This is a genomic window from Limnohabitans sp. Rim28 (assembly GCF_000293865.2).
GTDB lineage: Bacteria > Pseudomonadota > Gammaproteobacteria > Burkholderiales > Burkholderiaceae_C > Limnohabitans_A.
Genome location: NZ_ALKN02000013.1, coordinates 12,259 through 29,301, shown reverse-complemented (window position 1 = coordinate 29,301; position 17,043 = coordinate 12,259). Strand labels below are relative to the sequence as shown.

At 61.2% G+C, this 17,043-nt stretch carries 17 protein-coding genes and 1 tRNA gene; 7 read left to right on the top strand and 11 right to left on the bottom strand.

Annotation, left to right across the window (positions count from 1 at the left end):
* The first annotated feature begins 40 nt into the window (after window positions 1–40).
* Genes B472_RS13765 through B472_RS13755 form a run of 3 tightly spaced genes read left to right on the top strand, consistent with a single transcriptional unit; the run spans window position 41 to window position 2,987 of the window.
* A complete protein-coding gene (locus B472_RS13765; protein WP_019427563.1) occupies window positions 41–766 on the top strand; it encodes a DsbC family protein in 726 nt (241 codons plus the stop codon).
* The gene (locus tag B472_RS13760; protein ID WP_019427562.1) at window positions 763–1,218 is read left to right on the top strand and encodes a DUF3429 domain-containing protein; all 456 of its coding nucleotides are present in this window, start codon (window positions 763–765) and stop codon (window positions 1,216–1,218) included. The genes B472_RS13765 and B472_RS13760 overlap by 4 nt, the downstream gene beginning before the upstream one ends.
* The gene (locus B472_RS13755; RefSeq protein ID WP_019427561.1) at window positions 1,215–2,987 is read left to right on the top strand and encodes a M61 family metallopeptidase; all 1,773 of its coding nucleotides are present in this window, start codon (window positions 1,215–1,217) and stop codon (window positions 2,985–2,987) included. The genes B472_RS13760 and B472_RS13755 overlap by 4 nt, the downstream gene beginning before the upstream one ends.
* A gap of 17 nt (window positions 2,988–3,004) precedes the next feature.
* Here the strand turns inward: B472_RS13755 and B472_RS13750 are convergent, their stop codons facing one another.
* The 4 genes from B472_RS13750 to B472_RS13735 form a co-directional block, all read right to left on the bottom strand.
* Window positions 3,005–3,643, bottom strand: coding sequence for a Smr/MutS family protein (locus B472_RS13750; RefSeq protein WP_019427560.1), 639 nt, complete (start codon window positions 3,641–3,643; stop codon window positions 3,005–3,007).
* 61 nt (window positions 3,644–3,704) lie between these two features.
* A complete protein-coding gene (locus B472_RS13745; protein WP_019427559.1) occupies window positions 3,705–4,109 on the bottom strand; it encodes a group II truncated hemoglobin in 405 nt (134 codons plus the stop codon).
* A 45-nt stretch (window positions 4,110–4,154) separates the two neighbouring features.
* A complete protein-coding gene (locus tag B472_RS13740) occupies window positions 4,155–6,785 on the bottom strand; it encodes an ABC transporter permease (protein ID WP_019427558.1) in 2,631 nt (876 codons plus the stop codon).
* A 97-nt stretch (window positions 6,786–6,882) separates the two neighbouring features.
* Window positions 6,883–6,959, bottom strand: a tRNA-Met gene (locus tag B472_RS13735).
* A gap of 84 nt (window positions 6,960–7,043) precedes the next feature.
* Between B472_RS13735 and B472_RS13730 the strand changes: the two genes are divergently transcribed.
* Together B472_RS13730 and B472_RS13725 are read left to right on the top strand one after the other, a co-directional pair.
* Window positions 7,044–7,865, top strand: a complete 822-nt coding sequence (locus tag B472_RS13730) for a 2-keto-4-pentenoate hydratase (protein ID WP_019427557.1) — start codon at window positions 7,044–7,046, stop codon at window positions 7,863–7,865.
* Window positions 7,866–7,868: 3 nt separating this feature from the next.
* On the top strand, window positions 7,869–8,864 hold the full coding sequence (locus tag B472_RS13725; RefSeq protein WP_019427556.1) for an asparaginase: 996 nt from the start codon (window positions 7,869–7,871) through the stop codon (window positions 8,862–8,864).
* Window positions 8,865–8,895: 31 nt separating this feature from the next.
* Here B472_RS13725 and B472_RS13720 read toward each other — a convergent pair whose 3' ends face one another.
* Genes B472_RS13720 through B472_RS13710 form a run of 3 tightly spaced genes read right to left on the bottom strand, consistent with a single transcriptional unit; the run spans window position 8,896 to window position 11,745 of the window.
* The gene (locus B472_RS13720; protein ID WP_019427555.1) at window positions 8,896–10,077 is read right to left on the bottom strand and encodes an MFS transporter; all 1,182 of its coding nucleotides are present in this window, start codon (window positions 10,075–10,077) and stop codon (window positions 8,896–8,898) included.
* A gap of 55 nt (window positions 10,078–10,132) precedes the next feature.
* Window positions 10,133–11,110, bottom strand: coding sequence for a tripartite tricarboxylate transporter substrate-binding protein (locus B472_RS13715; protein ID WP_026039659.1), 978 nt, complete (start codon window positions 11,108–11,110; stop codon window positions 10,133–10,135).
* 44 nt (window positions 11,111–11,154) lie between these two features.
* Window positions 11,155–11,745, bottom strand: coding sequence for a carboxymuconolactone decarboxylase family protein (locus B472_RS13710; RefSeq protein ID WP_019427553.1), 591 nt, complete (start codon window positions 11,743–11,745; stop codon window positions 11,155–11,157).
* Between the two features lie 140 nt (window positions 11,746–11,885).
* On the opposite strand from B472_RS13710, the gene B472_RS13705 reads away from it, so the two are divergent.
* Window positions 11,886–12,584 (top strand): glutathione S-transferase family protein, encoded by a 699-nt coding sequence (locus tag B472_RS13705; RefSeq protein ID WP_019427552.1) that lies wholly within the window; start codon window positions 11,886–11,888, stop codon window positions 12,582–12,584.
* A 9-nt stretch (window positions 12,585–12,593) separates the two neighbouring features.
* Window positions 12,594–13,301: a hypothetical protein gene (locus B472_RS13700; protein WP_019427551.1), complete on the top strand. Its 708-nt coding sequence runs from the start codon at window positions 12,594–12,596 to the stop codon at window positions 13,299–13,301.
* Between the two features lie 18 nt (window positions 13,302–13,319).
* Here B472_RS13700 and B472_RS13695 read toward each other — a convergent pair whose 3' ends face one another.
* Genes B472_RS13695 through B472_RS13680 form a run of 4 tightly spaced genes read right to left on the bottom strand, consistent with a single transcriptional unit; the run spans window position 13,320 to window position 16,979 of the window.
* Window positions 13,320–14,207 (bottom strand): oxaloacetate decarboxylase, encoded by an 888-nt coding sequence (locus B472_RS13695; RefSeq protein WP_019427550.1) that lies wholly within the window; start codon window positions 14,205–14,207, stop codon window positions 13,320–13,322.
* The gene (locus tag B472_RS13690; RefSeq protein ID WP_019427549.1) at window positions 14,204–14,707 is read right to left on the bottom strand and encodes a hypothetical protein; all 504 of its coding nucleotides are present in this window, start codon (window positions 14,705–14,707) and stop codon (window positions 14,204–14,206) included. Before B472_RS13690 ends, B472_RS13695 begins: the two co-directional genes overlap by 4 nt.
* Entirely contained in the window at window positions 14,704–16,002 is a 1,299-nt protein-coding gene (locus B472_RS13685) for a 3-isopropylmalate dehydratase large subunit (RefSeq protein WP_116798690.1), read from the bottom strand. The genes B472_RS13690 and B472_RS13685 overlap by 4 nt, the downstream gene beginning before the upstream one ends.
* Before the next feature lie 8 nt (window positions 16,003–16,010).
* A complete protein-coding gene (locus B472_RS13680) occupies window positions 16,011–16,979 on the bottom strand; it encodes a tripartite tricarboxylate transporter substrate-binding protein (RefSeq protein WP_019427547.1) in 969 nt (322 codons plus the stop codon).
* Between the last annotated feature and the right edge of the window lie 64 nt (window positions 16,980–17,043).

Here is a 17,043-nt window from a genome sequence, read left to right as displayed (position 1 = left end):
CCGTGGCAACCAGACCCTTCCTTTTTTGAAAGCCTGTTCGATGACGTTTGCCCCTCCCAAGTTGGCCCTGATGCTGGTCGCCGCTGCGCTGTCTTGGGGCAGCGTGGCCAACGTCATGGCCCAAGAAGCCACGATTCGCAAAAATCTGAGCGAGCGCCTGCCCAATTTGCCCAAAATTGACGAAGTCAGCAAAACGCCGATGAACGGCTTGTTTGAAATTCGCATGGGCAATGAGGTCATGTACAGCGACGCGGATGGCAACTTCCTGATCCAAGGCGCCTTGATCGACGTGCGGCAAAGACGCAACCTGACCGAAGAGCGTGTGGACAAACTCTCGGCCATCGGTTTTGACCAACTGCCGCTCAAATCGGCATTCACGCAGGTGCGCGGCAACGGCAAGCGCAAACTGGCCGTGTTTGCCGACCCCAACTGCGGCTTTTGCAAGCGCTTTGAAAAAGACCTGCAAAAGCTGGACAACGTGACCATTTACCATTTTCTGTACCCCATCTTGGGCGAAGACTCGCGCACCAAATCCAACAACGTGTGGTGTGCCAAAGACAAGGCCAAGGTGTGGAACAACTGGATGATCGGCGGCACCACACCACCCACAGCCAATTGCGACACATCGGCCATTGACACCATCGTGGCCTTTGGCCAAAAGAACCGCATCACGGGCACGCCCTTGTTGTTGTTTGCCGATGGCACCCGGGTGCCAGGTGCGGTGCCCATGGCCCAAGTCGAAAAAATTCTGAGTGATCTCAAATGAATTCGCCACACACCGAAGATGCCACTTGGCGCTTGATCCGAAAAATGGGCTACGCAGGCCTGATCCCGTTTGTCTTTTTGGCTTTGTGCCTGTGGCTGGTGGGGTCTGACTTGCACCCGTATGTGGCATTGGCCATGCAAGGTTATGGCGCCGTCATCGTGTCGTTTTTGGGCGGCATCCATTGGGGTGTGGGCTTTCGCAATGCGCTGATCGTGCGCAACGCACCCCGTGTTCACTTCACCTGGGGCGTGGCGCCCTCACTCTTGGCTTGGGTCGGCGTGATGATGCCCGCTTTTGCCGGCTTGCCCTTGCTGGGTTTTGTGCTGATCGGCTGCTACGTGATGGACCGCCGCACTTGGCCTGCGGCTGGTTTGGCGCCTTGGCTGCCCATGCGCTTGCAGCTGACCACAGTGGCCAGCCTGAGTTGCTTTTTGGCGGCAGGTGCGACATGACAGACCTCCTCTACAGCGTTGAAGCCGCCAATCTGAATGCGCATCTGTTCCGCATCACCTTGACGATCGCCAAGCCACAGGCCATCCAAACCGTGTCGCTGCCGGTGTGGATTCCGGGCAGTTATTTGGTGCGTGAGTTTTCTAAAAATCTGCAAAACCTCACCGCCCAACAAGGCCGTCGCACCGCCGCCATCCACCAGCGTGACAAATGCACCTGGGACATCGCATGCAAGCCAGGCCAGCCATTGGTACTGAGTTACGAGGTGTATGCCTTTGACAACTCGGTGCGCACCGCTTGGCTGGACAGCCAGCGCGGATTTTTCAATGGCACCAGTGTGTGCCTGCGCGTGCATGGCCAAGAAGATGCACCGCACCAGTTGCAACTGATCGCCGTCAAAAGCCAACCCGATTGGCAAGCCGCCACGGGCTTGGCACCGGTCAAAACGGATAAAAAAGGCTTTGGCCTTTACCAGGCCCAAAACTACGACGAGCTGGTGGACTGTCCGGTTGAGCTGGGCGCATTTTGGAGCGGCAGCTTTGTGGCCTGCGGCGTGCCGCACCGCTTTGTGGTGGCTGGCGCCCTGCCCTCTTTCGACGGTGAGCGCTTGCTGGCAAACACCCAAAAAATCTGCGAAGCGGCGATTCGTTTTTGGCACGGTCCGGGCAAGGCCGCGGGGAAAAAGACACCGCATAAAAACTACCTGTTCATGCTGAACGCCGTGCACGACGGCTATGGCGGACTGGAGCACCGCAACAGCACTGCCCTGATCTGCAAGCGCAGTGACTTGCCGCGCCCCAACGGCCCCAAAAACAGCGAGGGTTACACCACCTTGCTGGGTTTGATCAGCCACGAGTACTTCCACACTTGGAACGTCAAGCAACTGCGCCCCGATGCTTTTGCACGCTATGACTACAGCCAAGAAAACTTCACGCAACTGCTGTGGTTCTTTGAGGGCTTCACCAGTTATTACGACGACATCCTGCTGCGCCGCGCAGGTCTGATTGACGACACCACCTACCTCCAGTTGCTGGGCAAAACCATTGCACAGGTGCAGCAAACGCCAGGTCGCCATGTGCAAAGCGTGGCGCAGGCCAGCTTTGATGCGTGGGTGAAGTACTACCGCCAAGACGAAAACACGCCCAACGCCACGGTGAGCTATTACACCAAGGGCTCGCTGGTGGCGTTGTGTCTCGATTTGAAGCTGCGCCGTGAATTCAAAAACGACAGCATCACGCTCGACACCGTGATGCGCGGCCTGTGGCAACGTTGCAAGGCAGGCCCCATGCGTGAGCAAGATTTGCTCGACGAATTGCACGCCCGCACTGACCGCAGCTGGCAAGCAGAAATTCGGGCCTGGGTGCATGGCACACAAGAACTGCCGCTGCGCGAGTTGCTTGAAGCGCATGACATCCAAATGGACGACGAGGCATCGCCCATGGCGCAGCGGCTGGGCCTGCGGGTGGCTGAAGGTGCAGGCAGTGTGCAGGTCAAAGCAGTGTTGCGCGGCAGCGCGGCCGAAACGGCCGGTATGGCCGCTGGCGACGAATGGTTGGGTCTTGACGTGGGAACCAAAGGCCAGGGCGGCAGTTGGCGCCTGAGCAAACTGGACGAGCTACCGGCCTTGATGGGCCAGGAGCGCGTTTTGACGGCCTGGGTTGCACGCGACAAACGCCTGCTGCGCTTGCGCCTCACGATCCCGGCCCTCTTGAGCCAATGGTGCTTGAAGGCACCCACCTCCCGCGCGTCAGGCCAGTGGCCCGGCCCATGAGATCGGCCGAGGGCGCTTCAAGCACCTGACTTGAGCAGCACCACCAACGCACCCGCCCCACCTTCGGCGGGCTTGGCCTGAACGAAGGCCATGACTTGGTTTTTTTGTACCAACCAGCTGTGCACCTTGGACTTGAGCACCGGGGTTTTGCCGGGTGAGCCCAAGCCCTTGCCATGCACCACACGCAAACAGCGCAAACCTTGCCGGTGTGCTTGGCGTATGAACTCGGCCAGGGCCATGCGCGCTTCATCGCTGCGCAAACCATGCAGGTCGATCTCGCGCTGAATCGACCAATCGCCCTTGCGCAACTTGTGGATCACATCACGGCCAATGCCCGGGCGGCGAAAGCTCAGGGCGTCATCGGTGTCGAGCAAGGTGCTGGCGTCGAACTCGTCGCTCAGGCAGTCGCGCAGCACCGCTTCGTTGTCCAGTTGGCGTTGGTGCGCAATGGGCGCTGGGCTGGGTCCTAGCAGGCTGACTTGGTCATGGTCGGGCAAACGTTGCACCGCACCCACGGCCCGCACAAACAAATTGCTTTCTGCCTCGCGCTGTTTGGCCGCCAACGCCTGTGCTGCGGCCAAAGCTTGCGCCTGCGCTTTTGCCTCGGCCAGTTTTTGCCGAACTTTTTTCAGGTCTTGCAGCGCATTGATTTTCACAAAAGGGCTCCGGGCTGGGCATTCAGGGTCTGGGCTCAAGTGCGCTCACGCCCCGGGCGCATCAAGCGCCACGGTTGCGCATCCAGTCGGCGGTTTTGAAAAAGCTGGCGTTCAAGCGCTCACGCAGCACAGCATCCACGTTCAGCTCCGTCATGGCTTGGTCCATGCAGGCGAGCCACTGGTCACGTTCTAACACCCCGATCGAAAACGGCATGTGGCGCATCCGCAAACGCGGGTGACCAAAACGCTCGGTGTAATGCTCTGGGCCACCCAGCCAGCCACACAAAAACCAAAACAGTTTGTCGCGGGCGCCATCCAAACTGCTGCCATGGGCGTCGCGCAGCGCTTTGAAGCCGGGCTCCATGTCCATCAGGTCATAAAAGCGGTCGGCCAAAGCGCGCACAACCCCTTCGCCACCGATCCAGGCAAATGGGGTGTCAAACGGGGGTTTTTCTTCAAGGGTCATGAGGCGCGATTGTGCAGTGTTGAAAAGGGCCTAGAACCAACGGTATCACTGCGCCGATTGGCGCAATGTCTGAACCACGGGCTGACGCAAGACCCCAGCCAGGCTCAGGCTACCCGCACCCCAAGCCAGCAAGGCACCCACCAGGCCGCCCAGCAGCGGAACCCACAAAGGCGCCTGCCAAGGGAACTCAAACGCGTAACGCGCCAAGGCCCAGCCCACGACCAACGCCATGGCACTGGCCATGAAGCCCGCCAACCAGCCAATGCCCAAAAGCTCGGTGCGCTGCACCTGGGCCAACAAGCTGCGTCCAGCGCCCAGCGCCCGCATGATGGCGTACTCGCGCTCACGCGCTTGGCGGCTGGCACCCACGGCGGCCAAGAGCACCATGAGGCCTGCAGCCAAAGTGAAGGCAAACAAAAACTCCACCGCGCGGATGACCTGGTCCATCACCCGCTGAACCTGCGCCAACGTGCTGCGCATGTCCACACTGGTGATGTTGGGGAACTCGTTGACCATGGCGTTTTCAAAATGGGGCACGCCTTGGGGAGACTGGAAAGCGGCCATGTAAGTCATGGGCAAATCCGGCATGCTGGAGACGGGGAACAGCATGAAGAAATTGGCCCGCATGGAGCCCCAGTCCACTTTGCGCAAGGAGGTCACGCGGGCCTCGTGCGCTTGCCCGGCGATGTCAAAACCCAAAAGATCGCCGAGCTTGACCCCCAGCGCTTTGGCGATGCCCTCTTCCACGCTCACACCATGTGTTTCTTCGGCTTGCCAGCGGCCGGCCACCAAAGGGTTGTGCGCGGGCAACTCTGCGCTGTGCGAGAGGTTGATCTCGCGGTCCAGAAACCGCTTGCCACGATCGGCTTCCAAATCATCCGGCCCCAAAACGCGGCCGTTGATGGCCACCAAACGGCCACGGATCATGGGGAACCAGTCGGGATTCTGGACGCCGGCATTTTTCAAGTGCGCCAAAAATGGCTCGGCCTGCTCGGGCTGCACATTGATGACAAACCGGTCGGGCGCGTTCACCGGCGTGGCTTGGCGCCAACTGGCAATCAGGTCGGTGCGCAGCAAGACCAACAAAGCCAGCGCCAGCAAACCGACCGACAAGGCGCTGACTTGCACCACCGCAAACACGGGCCGCGCCGCCACTTGGCGCGTGGCCAGGCGCAGCCAACGAGGGGCGGATTCGTCGGGCACCGAGCGGCGAAGCACCCACAAAGCGCCGGCGGCCAGCGCGGCAAACACCACCAACGCCAGCGCAAAGCCGCCCACCGTGATCAAGCCCAAAGTCAAATTGCGGCTGACCATGAGCAAGGTCAAAGCAAAGCCCAACAAACCCATGGCCAACACCAAACCTGAGCGCACCTGCACATGGCCCAAATCGCGCCGGATCACGCGCAGCGGCGGCACCTTGGCCAACTGCAACACCGGTGGCAAACCAAAGGCCACGAGCAATGTCAGACCCATGGCCAAACCCATCAGGGCGGGCTGCCAACTGGCGCTGGGCAAGTTGGCCTCCACCAAGCCGGCCAGCAAAACCACAAATCCGAGGTGCACGCCATAACCGGCCAGCACCCCCAAGACGCTGGCCACCAAGCCCGCGCCCAAAAACTCCAGGCCATAACTCAAAGTGAGTGTGCGCTGGCTTTGGCCCAAAACCCTCAGCAAAGCGCAGGCATCGAGTTGGCGCTCGGCAAAACTGCGCGCTGCCAAAGCCACGGCCACAGCACACAACAAGGCCGCCAACAGCGCCACCAAATTCAAAAACTGCGAGGCACGGTCCAAGGTTTGGCGCATTTCAGGGCGACCGCTTTCAAGCGATTCGACTTTGACGCCACGCACCTCGGGCTTGTCGACCTCTGCGCGCGCCCAAGGCAAAAACTGGCCTACGGCCGCATCACTGCCCGCCACCGCCATGCGCCAGCTCACTCGGCTGGCCGGTTGCACCAAACCGGTCGAGGCCAGATCGGCTTGGTTCATCATGACCCGGGGCGCAAAAGCCATGAACCCCGCTCCGCGGTCGGGCTCGCGGGTGATGGTGGCGGCAATGCGCAGCTTGCGCTCGCCCAGGCCCAACATCTGCCCAAGCTGCACATCCAGCGCCTCTAACAAAGCCGCATCGACCCAGACCTCGCCCGCTCGGGGGATGGTGGCGGCAGGTTGACCTGCGATTTCCAAGCGCCCACGCAAGGGGTAGCCGGCCTCCACCGCTTTGAGGGCTACCAAACGAGTGGCAGGTGGCGAGGCATTCGAGGCAGTCGAGGCAGTCGAGGCAGTCGAGGCAGTCGAGGCAGTCGAGGCAGTCGAGGAATTCGTGGCCGTTGCAGCAGAAGATGCAGCGGGGCTGCTGGCGTCCAGGGTATTCATGGCCCGCGCCATGGTGGGGAAGCTCACATTGGTGTTGGTTTGCAAGCCCACTGCTTGGGCTTGGCGCACAAAGGCTTCAGGCGTGCGCTGGTCACTCACCACCACCGCATCGCCACCCAAAAGCTGCCGGGCATCGCGCCACAGACCCGACTGCATGCGGTCGGCCAAAAACCCCACAGCCGTCAAAGCCGACACGGCCAAAGCCACCGACAGCATCAGCAGGCGCAACTCGCCCGCCCGCAGGTCTCGCCACAGCTGACGTGCGCCTAACTTCAAACCATGCGTCCAAGATTGCTTGTTCATGCATTGACCTTAACGCAGAGGGGAAGGTTTGGCAGGGCGAGGGGCTTGTGCGACAAACCAAAAAGCCCGCACTCGTGAAAGTGCGGGCTTTGACATTTGGTGGTGATAGGTGGATTTGAACCACCGACATCAGCATTATGAATGCTGCGCTCTAACCAACTGAGCTATATCACCCGACATTGTTGGCCGTGGCCATCAAGCCCGAAATTATACACACAATCCTGAGCCGAACGCGGCAGATGCGCTGACAATGACGCCATGAACGATCACAACTCTTTGCCCAGCGCCAACGCGACTGAGTCTGCCCGCCTGATCTGGGCCCAATGGCAATCAGGCCAAGTGCTGCGCGGTTTGCCCGAATCCTGTCGCCCTGTCTCGGCCGCGCAAGGCTATGCCGCACAAGCCCAACTGCCCGCAGTGTCGGGTCGCCAAGTGGTCGGCTGGAAAATTGCCGCCACCAGCACCAACGGCCAAGCGCACATCAACGTGAGCGGCCCCATGGCTGGGCGATTGTTGTCGGGCCAGGTGTTTGAAAGTGGCGCCATCGTCCCTTCTGCGGGTAACCGCATGCGCGTGGCCGAGCCGGAGTTTGCCTTTGTGATGGCACGAGACCTGCCGCCGCAAGCTGACCCCTATACCCAACAGCAAGTCATGGCCGCCGTGGCCAGCTTGCACCCGGCGCTGGAGGTGCCCGACTCTCGGATGGACCCTTTCACGGCCGCGGGAGAGGCTCAGCTGCTGGCCGACAACGCCTGTGCCCGCCACTTTGTGCTGGGCCCGGCCGCGCCCGGTGTGTGGCGCGAACTGGACTTGAGCACTTACCCGGTGCAGGCCCAGGTCCAACACGGCAAGCAACTGAAGTTCAACCGTGACGGGACAGGCGGCAACGTGCTGGGCGACCCGCGCATCGCCCTGACCTGGCTGGCCAACCAACTGTCTGCCTTGGGCATCACGCTGCAAAAGGGCCATGTGGTGACCACGGGCACCTGCATGGTGCCCTTGGAACTGCAACCGGGCGACAGCGCCAGCGCAGATTTCGGCGATCTGGGCAGTGTGCACATGATTTTTTCGGAGATGTGAACCATGACAAAACTTCAATTGGCACTGATCGGTACGGGCGGCACCATCGCAGGCGCCGCCAGCGCTGCATCGGTCAGCACCGACTACAAACCCGCCAGCCTGAGCCTGGCCGCTGTCGTTGACACCGTGCCCGAACTGCGCCAGCGCTACGACATCGAAGTCTCACAGCCCCTGCAGCTGGCCAGTTACGACGTCAGGCCGGAGCACTGGCTCGATCTGCATGCCGCCGTGATGCAAGCTGTCCACAACCCGCAGGTTGCCGGCATCGTGGTCACACACGGCACGGACACCCTCGAAGAAACCGCCACCTTTTTGCACCTGAGCGTGGACACGCACAAACCCATCGTGGTGGTGGGGGCCATGCGCCCGGCCACCGCTTATTCGGCCGATGGCCCGGCCAATCTGCTGGACGCCTGCAGCGTGGCCGCCTGCCCCGGTGCGCAGGGACGCGGCACGCTGGTGGTGATGAACGGCCGCATCCACTCGGGCCTGTGGGTGGCCAAACGCCATGTGAGCAGTGTGGAAGCTTTTGACAGCCCACTGGCCGGCGCGGTGGGCGAAGTGGCCGACCAGTCGGTGCAATGGTTTCGCGCCGCCGGCCGTGCGCCCACTGTGGCGTGGAAAACACCATCGACATGGCCTCGTGTGGACATTGCGGTGGCGTATGCGGGCGTGGACGAGACCGCCCTGCGCGCTTTTGTGGCCGCTGGGGCGCAGGGCATTGTGCATGCGGGTTTGGGCAACGCCAACACGCCCACGGCCTACCGCGCGTTCATTCAATCGCTACCGGCCCAAGGTGTTTTGGTGGCACGATGCGCCCGCTTCATCACGGGCAGCGTGACGCGGGCCAGTGTGTATGCCGATGCGCAGCATGGCATCTTGACGGCCGGTCCTTTGCCGCCGCACAAGGTGCGCATTGTCATGTTGTTGGGCTTGGCCCACGGCATGGACGGTCCTGCCATTCAATCGTGGATCGACCAGATCTTGTTGGCGGGCTGACCGACTGAAAAGTGAACTGGCAAAACACAGCTCAACGGGGCCGCTGACTCCAGTAAAGCACCGTGCCGCTGACGCTGGCCATCACCATGAGGCCCACAAAACCTGCGCGGTAGGTGCCAAACAAACCCGACAAAGCCCCAAACATGGGCGGCCCCAACACCACGCCTAAAAACGTGAAAGCCAAGGTGCCACCGGTGGCCATGCTGGCCATGCCTGGGGGCGCACGGCGGGCCACTTCGGCCAAATACACGCCATTCCAGCCAATGGCCGAAGCGCCGAAGCCAACCAACAAGGCGATCACCACGGCATGGGGGGTGTCGGTGACCAAAAAGGCCGAACCCAAGGCGCACAAAGCCATCATGCTGGCCAAGAGCAACAACATGCGCCGCGCCCCCAGCCAGCGGTCGGCCACATAACCCCAGGCCACACGACCACCAATGCCACCCAGCTGGGTCACGGACAAAGCCAAGCCGGCCGCTACCAAGCCATACGACAAATCGTCGTGCAAAAAAGTGACCAAATAGGTGGTAAGCGACAACTGCACCATGGAAAACATGAACGAGCAAGAGGCCATGGTGAGCAAGGCTCGGTGCGCCAAGACCATGCGGATGGGCTCGATCAAACTGCCCCACCGAATGCGCAGATCGGCTTGACGGTCGCTGTCCAGCTCGGCCCGCAAGCTTTGCGACACCCCGGCACAGGCCAAACACAGTGCGGCCACCACCCACATGCTCAGCTGCCAATCGATGAGCAAGGCCAAAGGGGGCACGATCGCGCCTGCCAACATGCTGCCCAAAGGGACGCCAGTTTGTTTGATGGAAAAGACCAAAGACATTTGAGCCTTGGGCGTGGTGCGGGCCAACAGGTGCGAGCTGGCCGGGGTAATGGGGCCATAACCCAGGCCGATGAACACGGCGCCTAAAACCATGGCCGGCAACCAAGGCACAGCGCACAAGACCAAACCCACAGCGCAAAGGACAAGTCCCCATTGGCTCACCCGAATGGCGCCCATGCGCGCCACTGTGGCACCGCCCATCAAGGTGGCCACCATGGCCCCGGCGTAAGTGACCGACACATACAAGCCTACGAGCGCAGGAGACACTTGCAGGTCTAGCGCCACCACCGGTGCAATCACCGGCAAAGTCAGCAAGGCCATGGCCACCATGGCCTGGATGACCAGGGTCAGCAACAAGGGCCACCAGCTTTGCATCATGAAATCTCCCAAACAGGCGAGACGCAGACCCCTTGGCCCTTGCGCAGCGGGTGTATCAATTGGCTTTGACGCCAGCCTTGATCAAAAGACCCCCCAAGGTGTCAATTTCGTTTTTGAGGTGGTTGCGCAAAGCTTCAGGACGCGCTTGGTCAACCGACACGGCCGAAATGCCCATGGCCTCTAAGCGCTGGCGCACTTCAGGATCGGTCACCGACTTTTGCAGGGCCGAGGTCAATTGGTCGAGGACCGGCTTGGGGGTGCCTTTGGGGGCGTACAGACCAAATGAAATGTTGATGTCAAAGCCTTCCACGCCGGCATCGGTGATGGCAGGCACTTCCGGCAGCTGGGGCAGGCGCGCTTTGCCCGCAGAAGCATAAGCCTTGATTTTGCCGCCCTTGACCGAGGGTACTGTGCCCGAAGTTTGGTCGCACAAAATGTCCACTTGGCCGCCCATCAGGTCGGTCAAAGCCGGCCCTGTGCCTTTGTAGGGAATTTCATTGAGCTTGACGTTCAAAGCGTTCATCATCATGAGACCGCACAAATGCGAGGCCGAGCCCACACCGGCGTGCGCCAAGCTGACTTTGGGTCCGTTGGCTTTCACATAGGCCACAAATTCGTTCAAATTGCGTGCCGGAAAATCATTGCGGGTGACGATGACCATGGGGCCACTGGTGGCGCGCCCAATCGGCTCAAAATCGTCCACCGGGTGGTAGGGCAAGCCTTTGTACATGGCCACATTGGTGGCATGGCTAACGTGGATCATCAACAAGGTGTAGCCATCAGGTCTGGCCCGCGCCACTTTGGCTGTGCCAATGGAGCCAGAGGCACCAGCGGTGTTGTCCACCACGATCTGCTGGCCCAAGTGCTTTTGCATGGCACCGGCAAACACGCGGGTGATGGTGTCACCCGGCCCGCCTGCGGCATAAGGCATGACCATGGTGATGGCACGGTTGGGAAAGTCTTGTGCCGATGCATGCCAGGCCGTGGCGGCCAACATCAGGGCCAATGCGCTGCGAACAAAACGGAATCTCATGGCGGTCTCCTTGGGAATGAGGAATGGGGCAATGGTTCAAAAAATCATGCCAACAAGCGTTGACGAATGTCCAGGGGGTCCATCACCTGCAAAGGCGCCTCGCCCCCATCCGGAATACCCACTTGTGTGGCGTTCAGCAACATGGACACCATGACGTAGGTGCCCGACAAGACCGTGAGGTCCACCACAGCTTGCTCGCCCATGGCGGTGACGGCTTCTTGCCACAAAGCATCTGACACGCGGTGGTTGAGCGACAACTGGGTGCAATAGTCGTACACCAAACGTTCGTCGGCTTGCATGGTGGTGGGGCGTTGGCATTGCTGCAAGTCGCGCATCACCGCATCCGACAAACCCGCCTTGCGTGCGATGCGCTCATGCGCCCACCACTCAAATTGCGCATTGGAAATGCGCGCCTGGATCAGGATGGCGAATTCGTTCAAACGCTTGTTGACCGACGTGCGAAAGCGCAGATAGTCCAGAAAATCAAAGGCCCGGCGCGCCATATCAGGACTGCGCAACAGCGCGTTGTAAGGCCCACCCAAAGCGGCACTGGACACTTTGAGGATGTCATCGGCCAAGGGGCGTACATCGGACGGCAGGTCCTCGTAAGTGATTTGGGAAAATCTCTCGGTCATTGGAGTAGGCAAAAAGAGGGACATTAACAACAAGCCTCGCTGGGGACAGTCGCCCAAATGACTGCATCAGCACCCCCTTGATGAGCGGTTTCAGCGACACTGACACCCACTCTTTTTTTCACTGCCAGATCGGATGAACCATGTTGAAATTTTTCTTCAATGCTGCCCCTAACCCCATGAAGATCGCCTTGTTGCTCGAAGAGCTGGGGCTGCCTTTTGAAGCGGTGCCGGTCGACACGCGCAAAGGCCAGCAATTTGAGCCCGCCTTTTTGGCAGTCAACCCCAATGCCAAGGTGCCCGCCATCACCGATGGCGACACCACCGTGTTCGACAGCAATGCCATCTTGTTGTACCTGGCCGACCGCGAACAAAAGTTTGTACCCAGCGTGGACCAAGCCAAAGAACGTGGCGCTGCCCTGTCTTGGTTGATGTTCATCGCCAGCGGCATTGGTCCGTTTTCCGGCCAATCTGTGCACTTTCGCCACGCGGCGCCAGAGCCCAAAGACTACGCCTTGAACCGCTACGACTTTGAAGCACACCGCCACTGGACCGTGCTGGAAAAACACCTGAGTCAGCACACCTACATGCTGGGCGAGCACTACAGCATCGTGGACATGGCCCTATGGGGCTGGGCACGCCTGCTGCCGTATGTGCTGGGCACGGGGGATGCCACCTGGACCCAATACCCCCACATCAAGCGCCTGCTCGATGCGGTCAATGCGCGCCCTGCCGCTCAGCGTGCCGAGGCGTTCAAAGCGCAATACACCTTCAAGACCGAAATGGACGCGGAAGCCAAGAAGTTCATGTTTCCGCAAAACGAACGTTTGCAAAAACCATGAATTGACCGCATGAATTTGACGGGCGGTTGGCATTGGCATGTGCGTGCGTGGCGGTCTCAGGCGCGCTGGGCACCTGCCTGTGTGCAGATCAACGATTGGTTGATGGCCCAAGGGATGCCCCGCCAACAACTGGTGTTGATCGGCGCCAGTGCGGGCTGGATGTTGCCCACCGCTTGGTTGGCGCAATTTGAAGAGGTCCATGCTTGGGACATTGACCCTTGGGCCAAGCCGCTTTTTTATGCGCGCCATGGCCGACACCTGAAACGCCAAGGCACGGGCGTGCACCTGCACACGGGCGACGGATTGGCCCTTTTGCCCGAACTGGTGCGCAGCATGCCGGGTGCTTTTTTCTGGTTTGACAATGTGCTGGGGCAATTGCGCTTCACGGGCTTGCCCCTGCAAGAAACCGCGCGCCAATTGGGCCAAATACAGCATCAGATGAAGGGCGTGGCCTGGGGCAGTGTGCACGACCGCATGTCAGGCCCCCGTCGGCCTGACCACCCATGGCCAAAGCCCAAGGCAGCCCTTGCAGGATGGGCGATGGAATCCAGCCCAGGCCAAGATTGGCTGCGCAGCACGGGGGCTGTGAGCCCTTGGCTTGATCACCTGACCGAGCAGGTCCTGCCACAGGGCACACCCGTGCAGTACACCGCATGGCCCTTCAAACCGGGCTACGCGCATTGGCTTGAAATGGGTTGGTGTCCGCCAACCCTTTGATGCCCGCCTGAGCGCCGGTCACTTCGAGCTGGGGGGATCCTGCTCGAAACTTTGCCCCAGCGCCAGCAGTTGCGGCGTTTCAATGACCGCATTCAGGCCATCAAAGTCCAGCATTTTTTCTTGCCAGGGGCGCGTGGTCTGGTGCGCATGCAAGCTGGCGTAATAGCCTTGCAGCGTGTGCAGCACGGCCCGCGCTGTACCACCGGGAAAGATCACGATTTTGAAACCGCGCCCGCCCAACTCGGCCGCACTTTGCACCGGCGTTTTGCCGCCTTCGACCATGTTGGCCAAGAGCGGTACGCGCTGGGCCAACTGCGCGCAGGCGCGGTTCATCTGTTCATCCGAGCGCAAGGCTTCGATGAACAAGGCATCCACGCCGCATTCCAGGTAGCGTTCGGCCCGCTCCAGCGCAGCGTCCAGGCCTTCCACAGCCACCGCATCGGTGCGCGCCAGGATCAGGGTGTTGGGGTCGTGCCGTGCATCGAGTGCAGCGCGCAGCTTGCCCTGCATTTCAGCCACCGGCACCACGCCTTTGCCGTCCAGGTGGCCGCAGCGTTTGGGGAAAGTCTGGTCCTCGATCTGGATCATCGCAGCCCCGGCTCGCTCGAAGTCGCGCACCGTGCGCTGCGTGTTGAGCGCATTGCCAAAGCCGGTGTCGGCGTCCACAATGACCGGGATACTCACCCGGTCGGTGATGTGCGCCAGCGTCTGCGCCACTTCGGTGGCGGTGGTCAGGCCAATGTCGGAGCGCCCCAGCCGTGTGTAGGCTATCGATGCGCCCGACAAATAGAGCGCCTCAAAACCCGCCTGCTGCGCCACCAGCGCGGTGAGCGCGTCGTACACACCGGGTGCCAGCAAGGCTGGTTCTTGTTGCAGGCGCTGGGGCAAAGTGTGGCGTTGGCTCATGGTGACTTTCTTTGTTTGAGGCGTGGCAGCAAGCCGCCTGCATCGACCAGGTCCATCAAAAATCCGGGAATGGGCGCACAGGCCAGCGTCAGGCCGTTGGCACGCTGCACCATGGGCGTGTCGCCGTCCAGGCGCAGACTCACCCGCTCGGCTTCCTCGATGGTTTCTGCCTCGGGGCAGCTCAGCAGCAGCAGGCCCAGGTTGAAGGCATTGCGAAAAAACAAACCGCTGAAAGACGGCGCAATGACTGCCGCCAGGCCAAGGTGTTTCAGCACACCCGCGGCCTGCTCACGAGAAGAACCGATGCCGAAATTGGCCCCGGCCACGATCACATCACCTGGATGGACGCCGCTGGCAAAGTCATGTCTCACCGCCTCCAGGCAATGCTTGCCAATCACTTCAAGGCCATGCTTCATGTAGGCGCCGGGTGCCAGGGCATCGGTGTCCACATTGGCACCCAAACGCCACACTCGGGCGTCATGCCTGTTGCACGCCGTCATGCCAACACCTCACGGGCATCGCTGATCCGCCCGCGCAAAGCCGAAGCCGCGACCGTGTACGGTGAGGACAGGTAAACGTTCACACTGGCCGGGCCCATGCGGCCCTTGAAATTGCGGGCGGTGGTGGAGATCACCGTCGCCCCTTCCGGGAAAGTCGCACCGTAGCCCGCGCAAGCACCACAGCTGTTGGGCAGCACGGTGGCCCCGGCATCCAGCAGGATCTGCATGACACCTTCTTGTGTGGCCTGCGCTTGTTCCCGGGCACTGGCAGGTGCGACCAAGAGCTGCACACCCGCTGCCACCCGGTGGCCCTTGAGCACCGAGGCGGCGGCCCGCAGATCCTCGAGCTTGGCACCGGTGCAGGCGCCGATGTAGGCAATGTTGGGTGCCACGTCGGCAAACTCGCCGACATCCCGCGTGTTGGCCGGACTGTGCGGCGCTGCCACCTGGGGATGGAGCTGGCTGGCGTCAAAGTCCCATTGTTCGTAGTCGGCGTCTTCGTCGGTGAACCACTGCTCGGCGCCGGCCAATTGCTCAGGCGCAACGCCGATGCCGCGCAGGTGATTCAAGGTGGTCTCGTCGGCCGCAATCAGACCGGCTTGCGCCCCCATTTCGGCGCTCATGTTGGACAAAGTCATGCGCTCGGCCATGCACAGGGCCTGAACGGCCGAGCCGGAAAATTCCACCGCCTGGTACTGTGCACCGTTCATGCCAAAGCGCCCCACCATGTGCAGCATCATGTCCTTGGCCGACACCCCGGCTTGCAGGCGACCCGCCCAATGCATGCGCAAGGTACGCGGAACCTGCACCCAGATTTGGCCCGTGACACACACACCCAGCATTTCGGTGGCGCCGATGCCAAACATGTAACAAGCAAATGCCCCACCTGTGGGGGAATGCGAGTCACCGCCCACACAGAACATGCCCGGCTTCAAATGGCCCCGCTCGGGCAGCACCACATGGCAAATGCCCTCGCTGTCGATGACATGCGGCAGCTTCCACTGTCTGGCTGTATCGCGTGCGATCTGCACGATCTGCTGCGCATCCGCATCCTTTGCGGGCACATAGTGGTCCAGCACCAGCACCACTTTGTTGGTGTCCCAAATCTGCGCACCCAATTCGTCGAGCATGGGCTTCAGACGCCGCGGGCCAGACGAGTCGTGGAACATGGCCAGGTCCACGTCGCAGGTGACCACCTCCCCGACGGCCACATGGCTGCGCCTGGCGGCGCGGGCGATGAGTTTTTGCGCCAGGGTCTGTGGCCGGTGATTCGACAGCGGGTGCGGCTGCGGCATGACCGAGCTCATTCGGGCTTGGCTCCGGCATATTTCACCACCGCTCGCCAACGCACAATTTCGCTGTCCACGAAGCGGGCGAACTCTTCGGGGCTGTTGCCCACGGGCGTGGCCCCTTCATTTTCGATGCGGCGCTTGACCTCGGGCGAGAGCACCGCCGCCCGTGCGGCATCGGCCAGGCGTTTGGTCAACTCTGGGCTCATGCGCCCTGGACCGAACAAACCAAACCAAGCGCTGGACTCATAACCCGGCAGAACTTCGCCAATCGAGGGCACATCGGGGTAAGCCGGCAGACGCTTGGCACTGGTCACGCCCAGCGGCCTGAGCTTTCCGGCCTTGATGTGCGACTGCACGTTGCCCACCGCCGCAAACATCAGGTCCACCTGCCCGGCCAACACGTCCTGCACCGCAGGGGCGGTGCCGCGATAAGGGATGTTGACAATGAACACGCCGGACTGCATCTTGAAGGCATCGCCGGCCATGTGCAGCGATGAGCCCAATGCACCGATCGCAAAGTTCAGTTGGCCGGGCTTGGACTTGGCCAGCGCGATCAGTTCCTTGACGTTGTTGGCCGGCACTTTGGGGTGGGCCACCAACATCGAAGGCGAGGTGGACACCATGGTCAGGGGCGTGAAGTCCTTGACCGGATCGAAAGGCAAACTGGGGTAGAGCGAAGCATTGATGGCGTGGCTGGTGAAACTCATCAACAAGGTGTTGCCATCGGGCGCCGCCTTGGCCACGGCGTCAGCCGCCAAATTGCCACCCGCGCCAGGTCGGTTTTCCACCACCACGGTGCGCCCCAACTGTGGGCCCAGTACCTGTGCCAGCGTGCGGGCCATGGTGTCGGTGGTGCCCCCAGCGGGCGCGCCCACGAAAATTCGGATGGGCGCCTGGGACTGGGCTTGGGCCCAACCTGCACAGACGCCAACCAGGCTCATGGCCAGCACTCTGCGTGAAATTTTCGAGATGGGTGTCATTTGAATTTTTCCTCGATTGACTGTGCGAAATTACCACTTTTGGGGCTCGTGAGCTGCCGCGCGA

Excerpts from the sequence above, each read along its gene's own strand:
- B472_RS13685 (WP_116798690.1), bottom strand. The coding sequence starts at position 16,002 with ATGCCGCAGCCGCACCCGCTGTCGAATCACCGGCCACAGACCCTGGCG.
- B472_RS13710 (WP_019427553.1), bottom strand. The coding sequence starts at position 11,745 with ATGACCGAGAGATTTTCCCAAATCACTTACGAGGACCTGCCGTCCGAT.
- B472_RS13705 (WP_019427552.1), top strand. The coding sequence starts at position 11,886 with ATGTTGAAATTTTTCTTCAATGCTGCCCCTAACCCCATGAAGATCGCC.
- B472_RS13720 (WP_019427555.1), bottom strand. The coding sequence starts at position 10,077 with ATGATGCAAAGCTGGTGGCCCTTGTTGCTGACCCTGGTCATCCAGGCC.
- B472_RS13680 (WP_019427547.1), bottom strand. The coding sequence starts at position 16,979 with ATGACACCCATCTCGAAAATTTCACGCAGAGTGCTGGCCATGAGCCTG.
- B472_RS13715 (WP_026039659.1), bottom strand. The coding sequence starts at position 11,110 with ATGAGATTCCGTTTTGTTCGCAGCGCATTGGCCCTGATGTTGGCCGCC.
- B472_RS13760 (WP_019427562.1), top strand. The coding sequence starts at position 763 with ATGAATTCGCCACACACCGAAGATGCCACTTGGCGCTTGATCCGAAAA.
- B472_RS13700 (WP_019427551.1), top strand. The coding sequence starts at position 12,594 with ATGAATTTGACGGGCGGTTGGCATTGGCATGTGCGTGCGTGGCGGTCT.
- B472_RS13695 (WP_019427550.1), bottom strand. The coding sequence starts at position 14,207 with ATGAGCCAACGCCACACTTTGCCCCAGCGCCTGCAACAAGAACCAGCC.
- B472_RS13725 (WP_019427556.1), top strand. The coding sequence starts at position 7,869 with ATGACAAAACTTCAATTGGCACTGATCGGTACGGGCGGCACCATCGCA.
- B472_RS13755 (WP_019427561.1), top strand. The coding sequence starts at position 1,215 with ATGACAGACCTCCTCTACAGCGTTGAAGCCGCCAATCTGAATGCGCAT.
- B472_RS13745 (WP_019427559.1), bottom strand. The coding sequence starts at position 4,109 with ATGACCCTTGAAGAAAAACCCCCGTTTGACACCCCATTTGCCTGGATC.
- B472_RS13765 (WP_019427563.1), top strand. The coding sequence starts at position 41 with ATGACGTTTGCCCCTCCCAAGTTGGCCCTGATGCTGGTCGCCGCTGCG.
- B472_RS13740 (WP_019427558.1), bottom strand. The coding sequence starts at position 6,785 with ATGAACAAGCAATCTTGGACGCATGGTTTGAAGTTAGGCGCACGTCAG.
- B472_RS13690 (WP_019427549.1), bottom strand. The coding sequence starts at position 14,707 with ATGACGGCGTGCAACAGGCATGACGCCCGAGTGTGGCGTTTGGGTGCC.
- B472_RS13730 (WP_019427557.1), top strand. The coding sequence starts at position 7,044 with ATGAACGATCACAACTCTTTGCCCAGCGCCAACGCGACTGAGTCTGCC.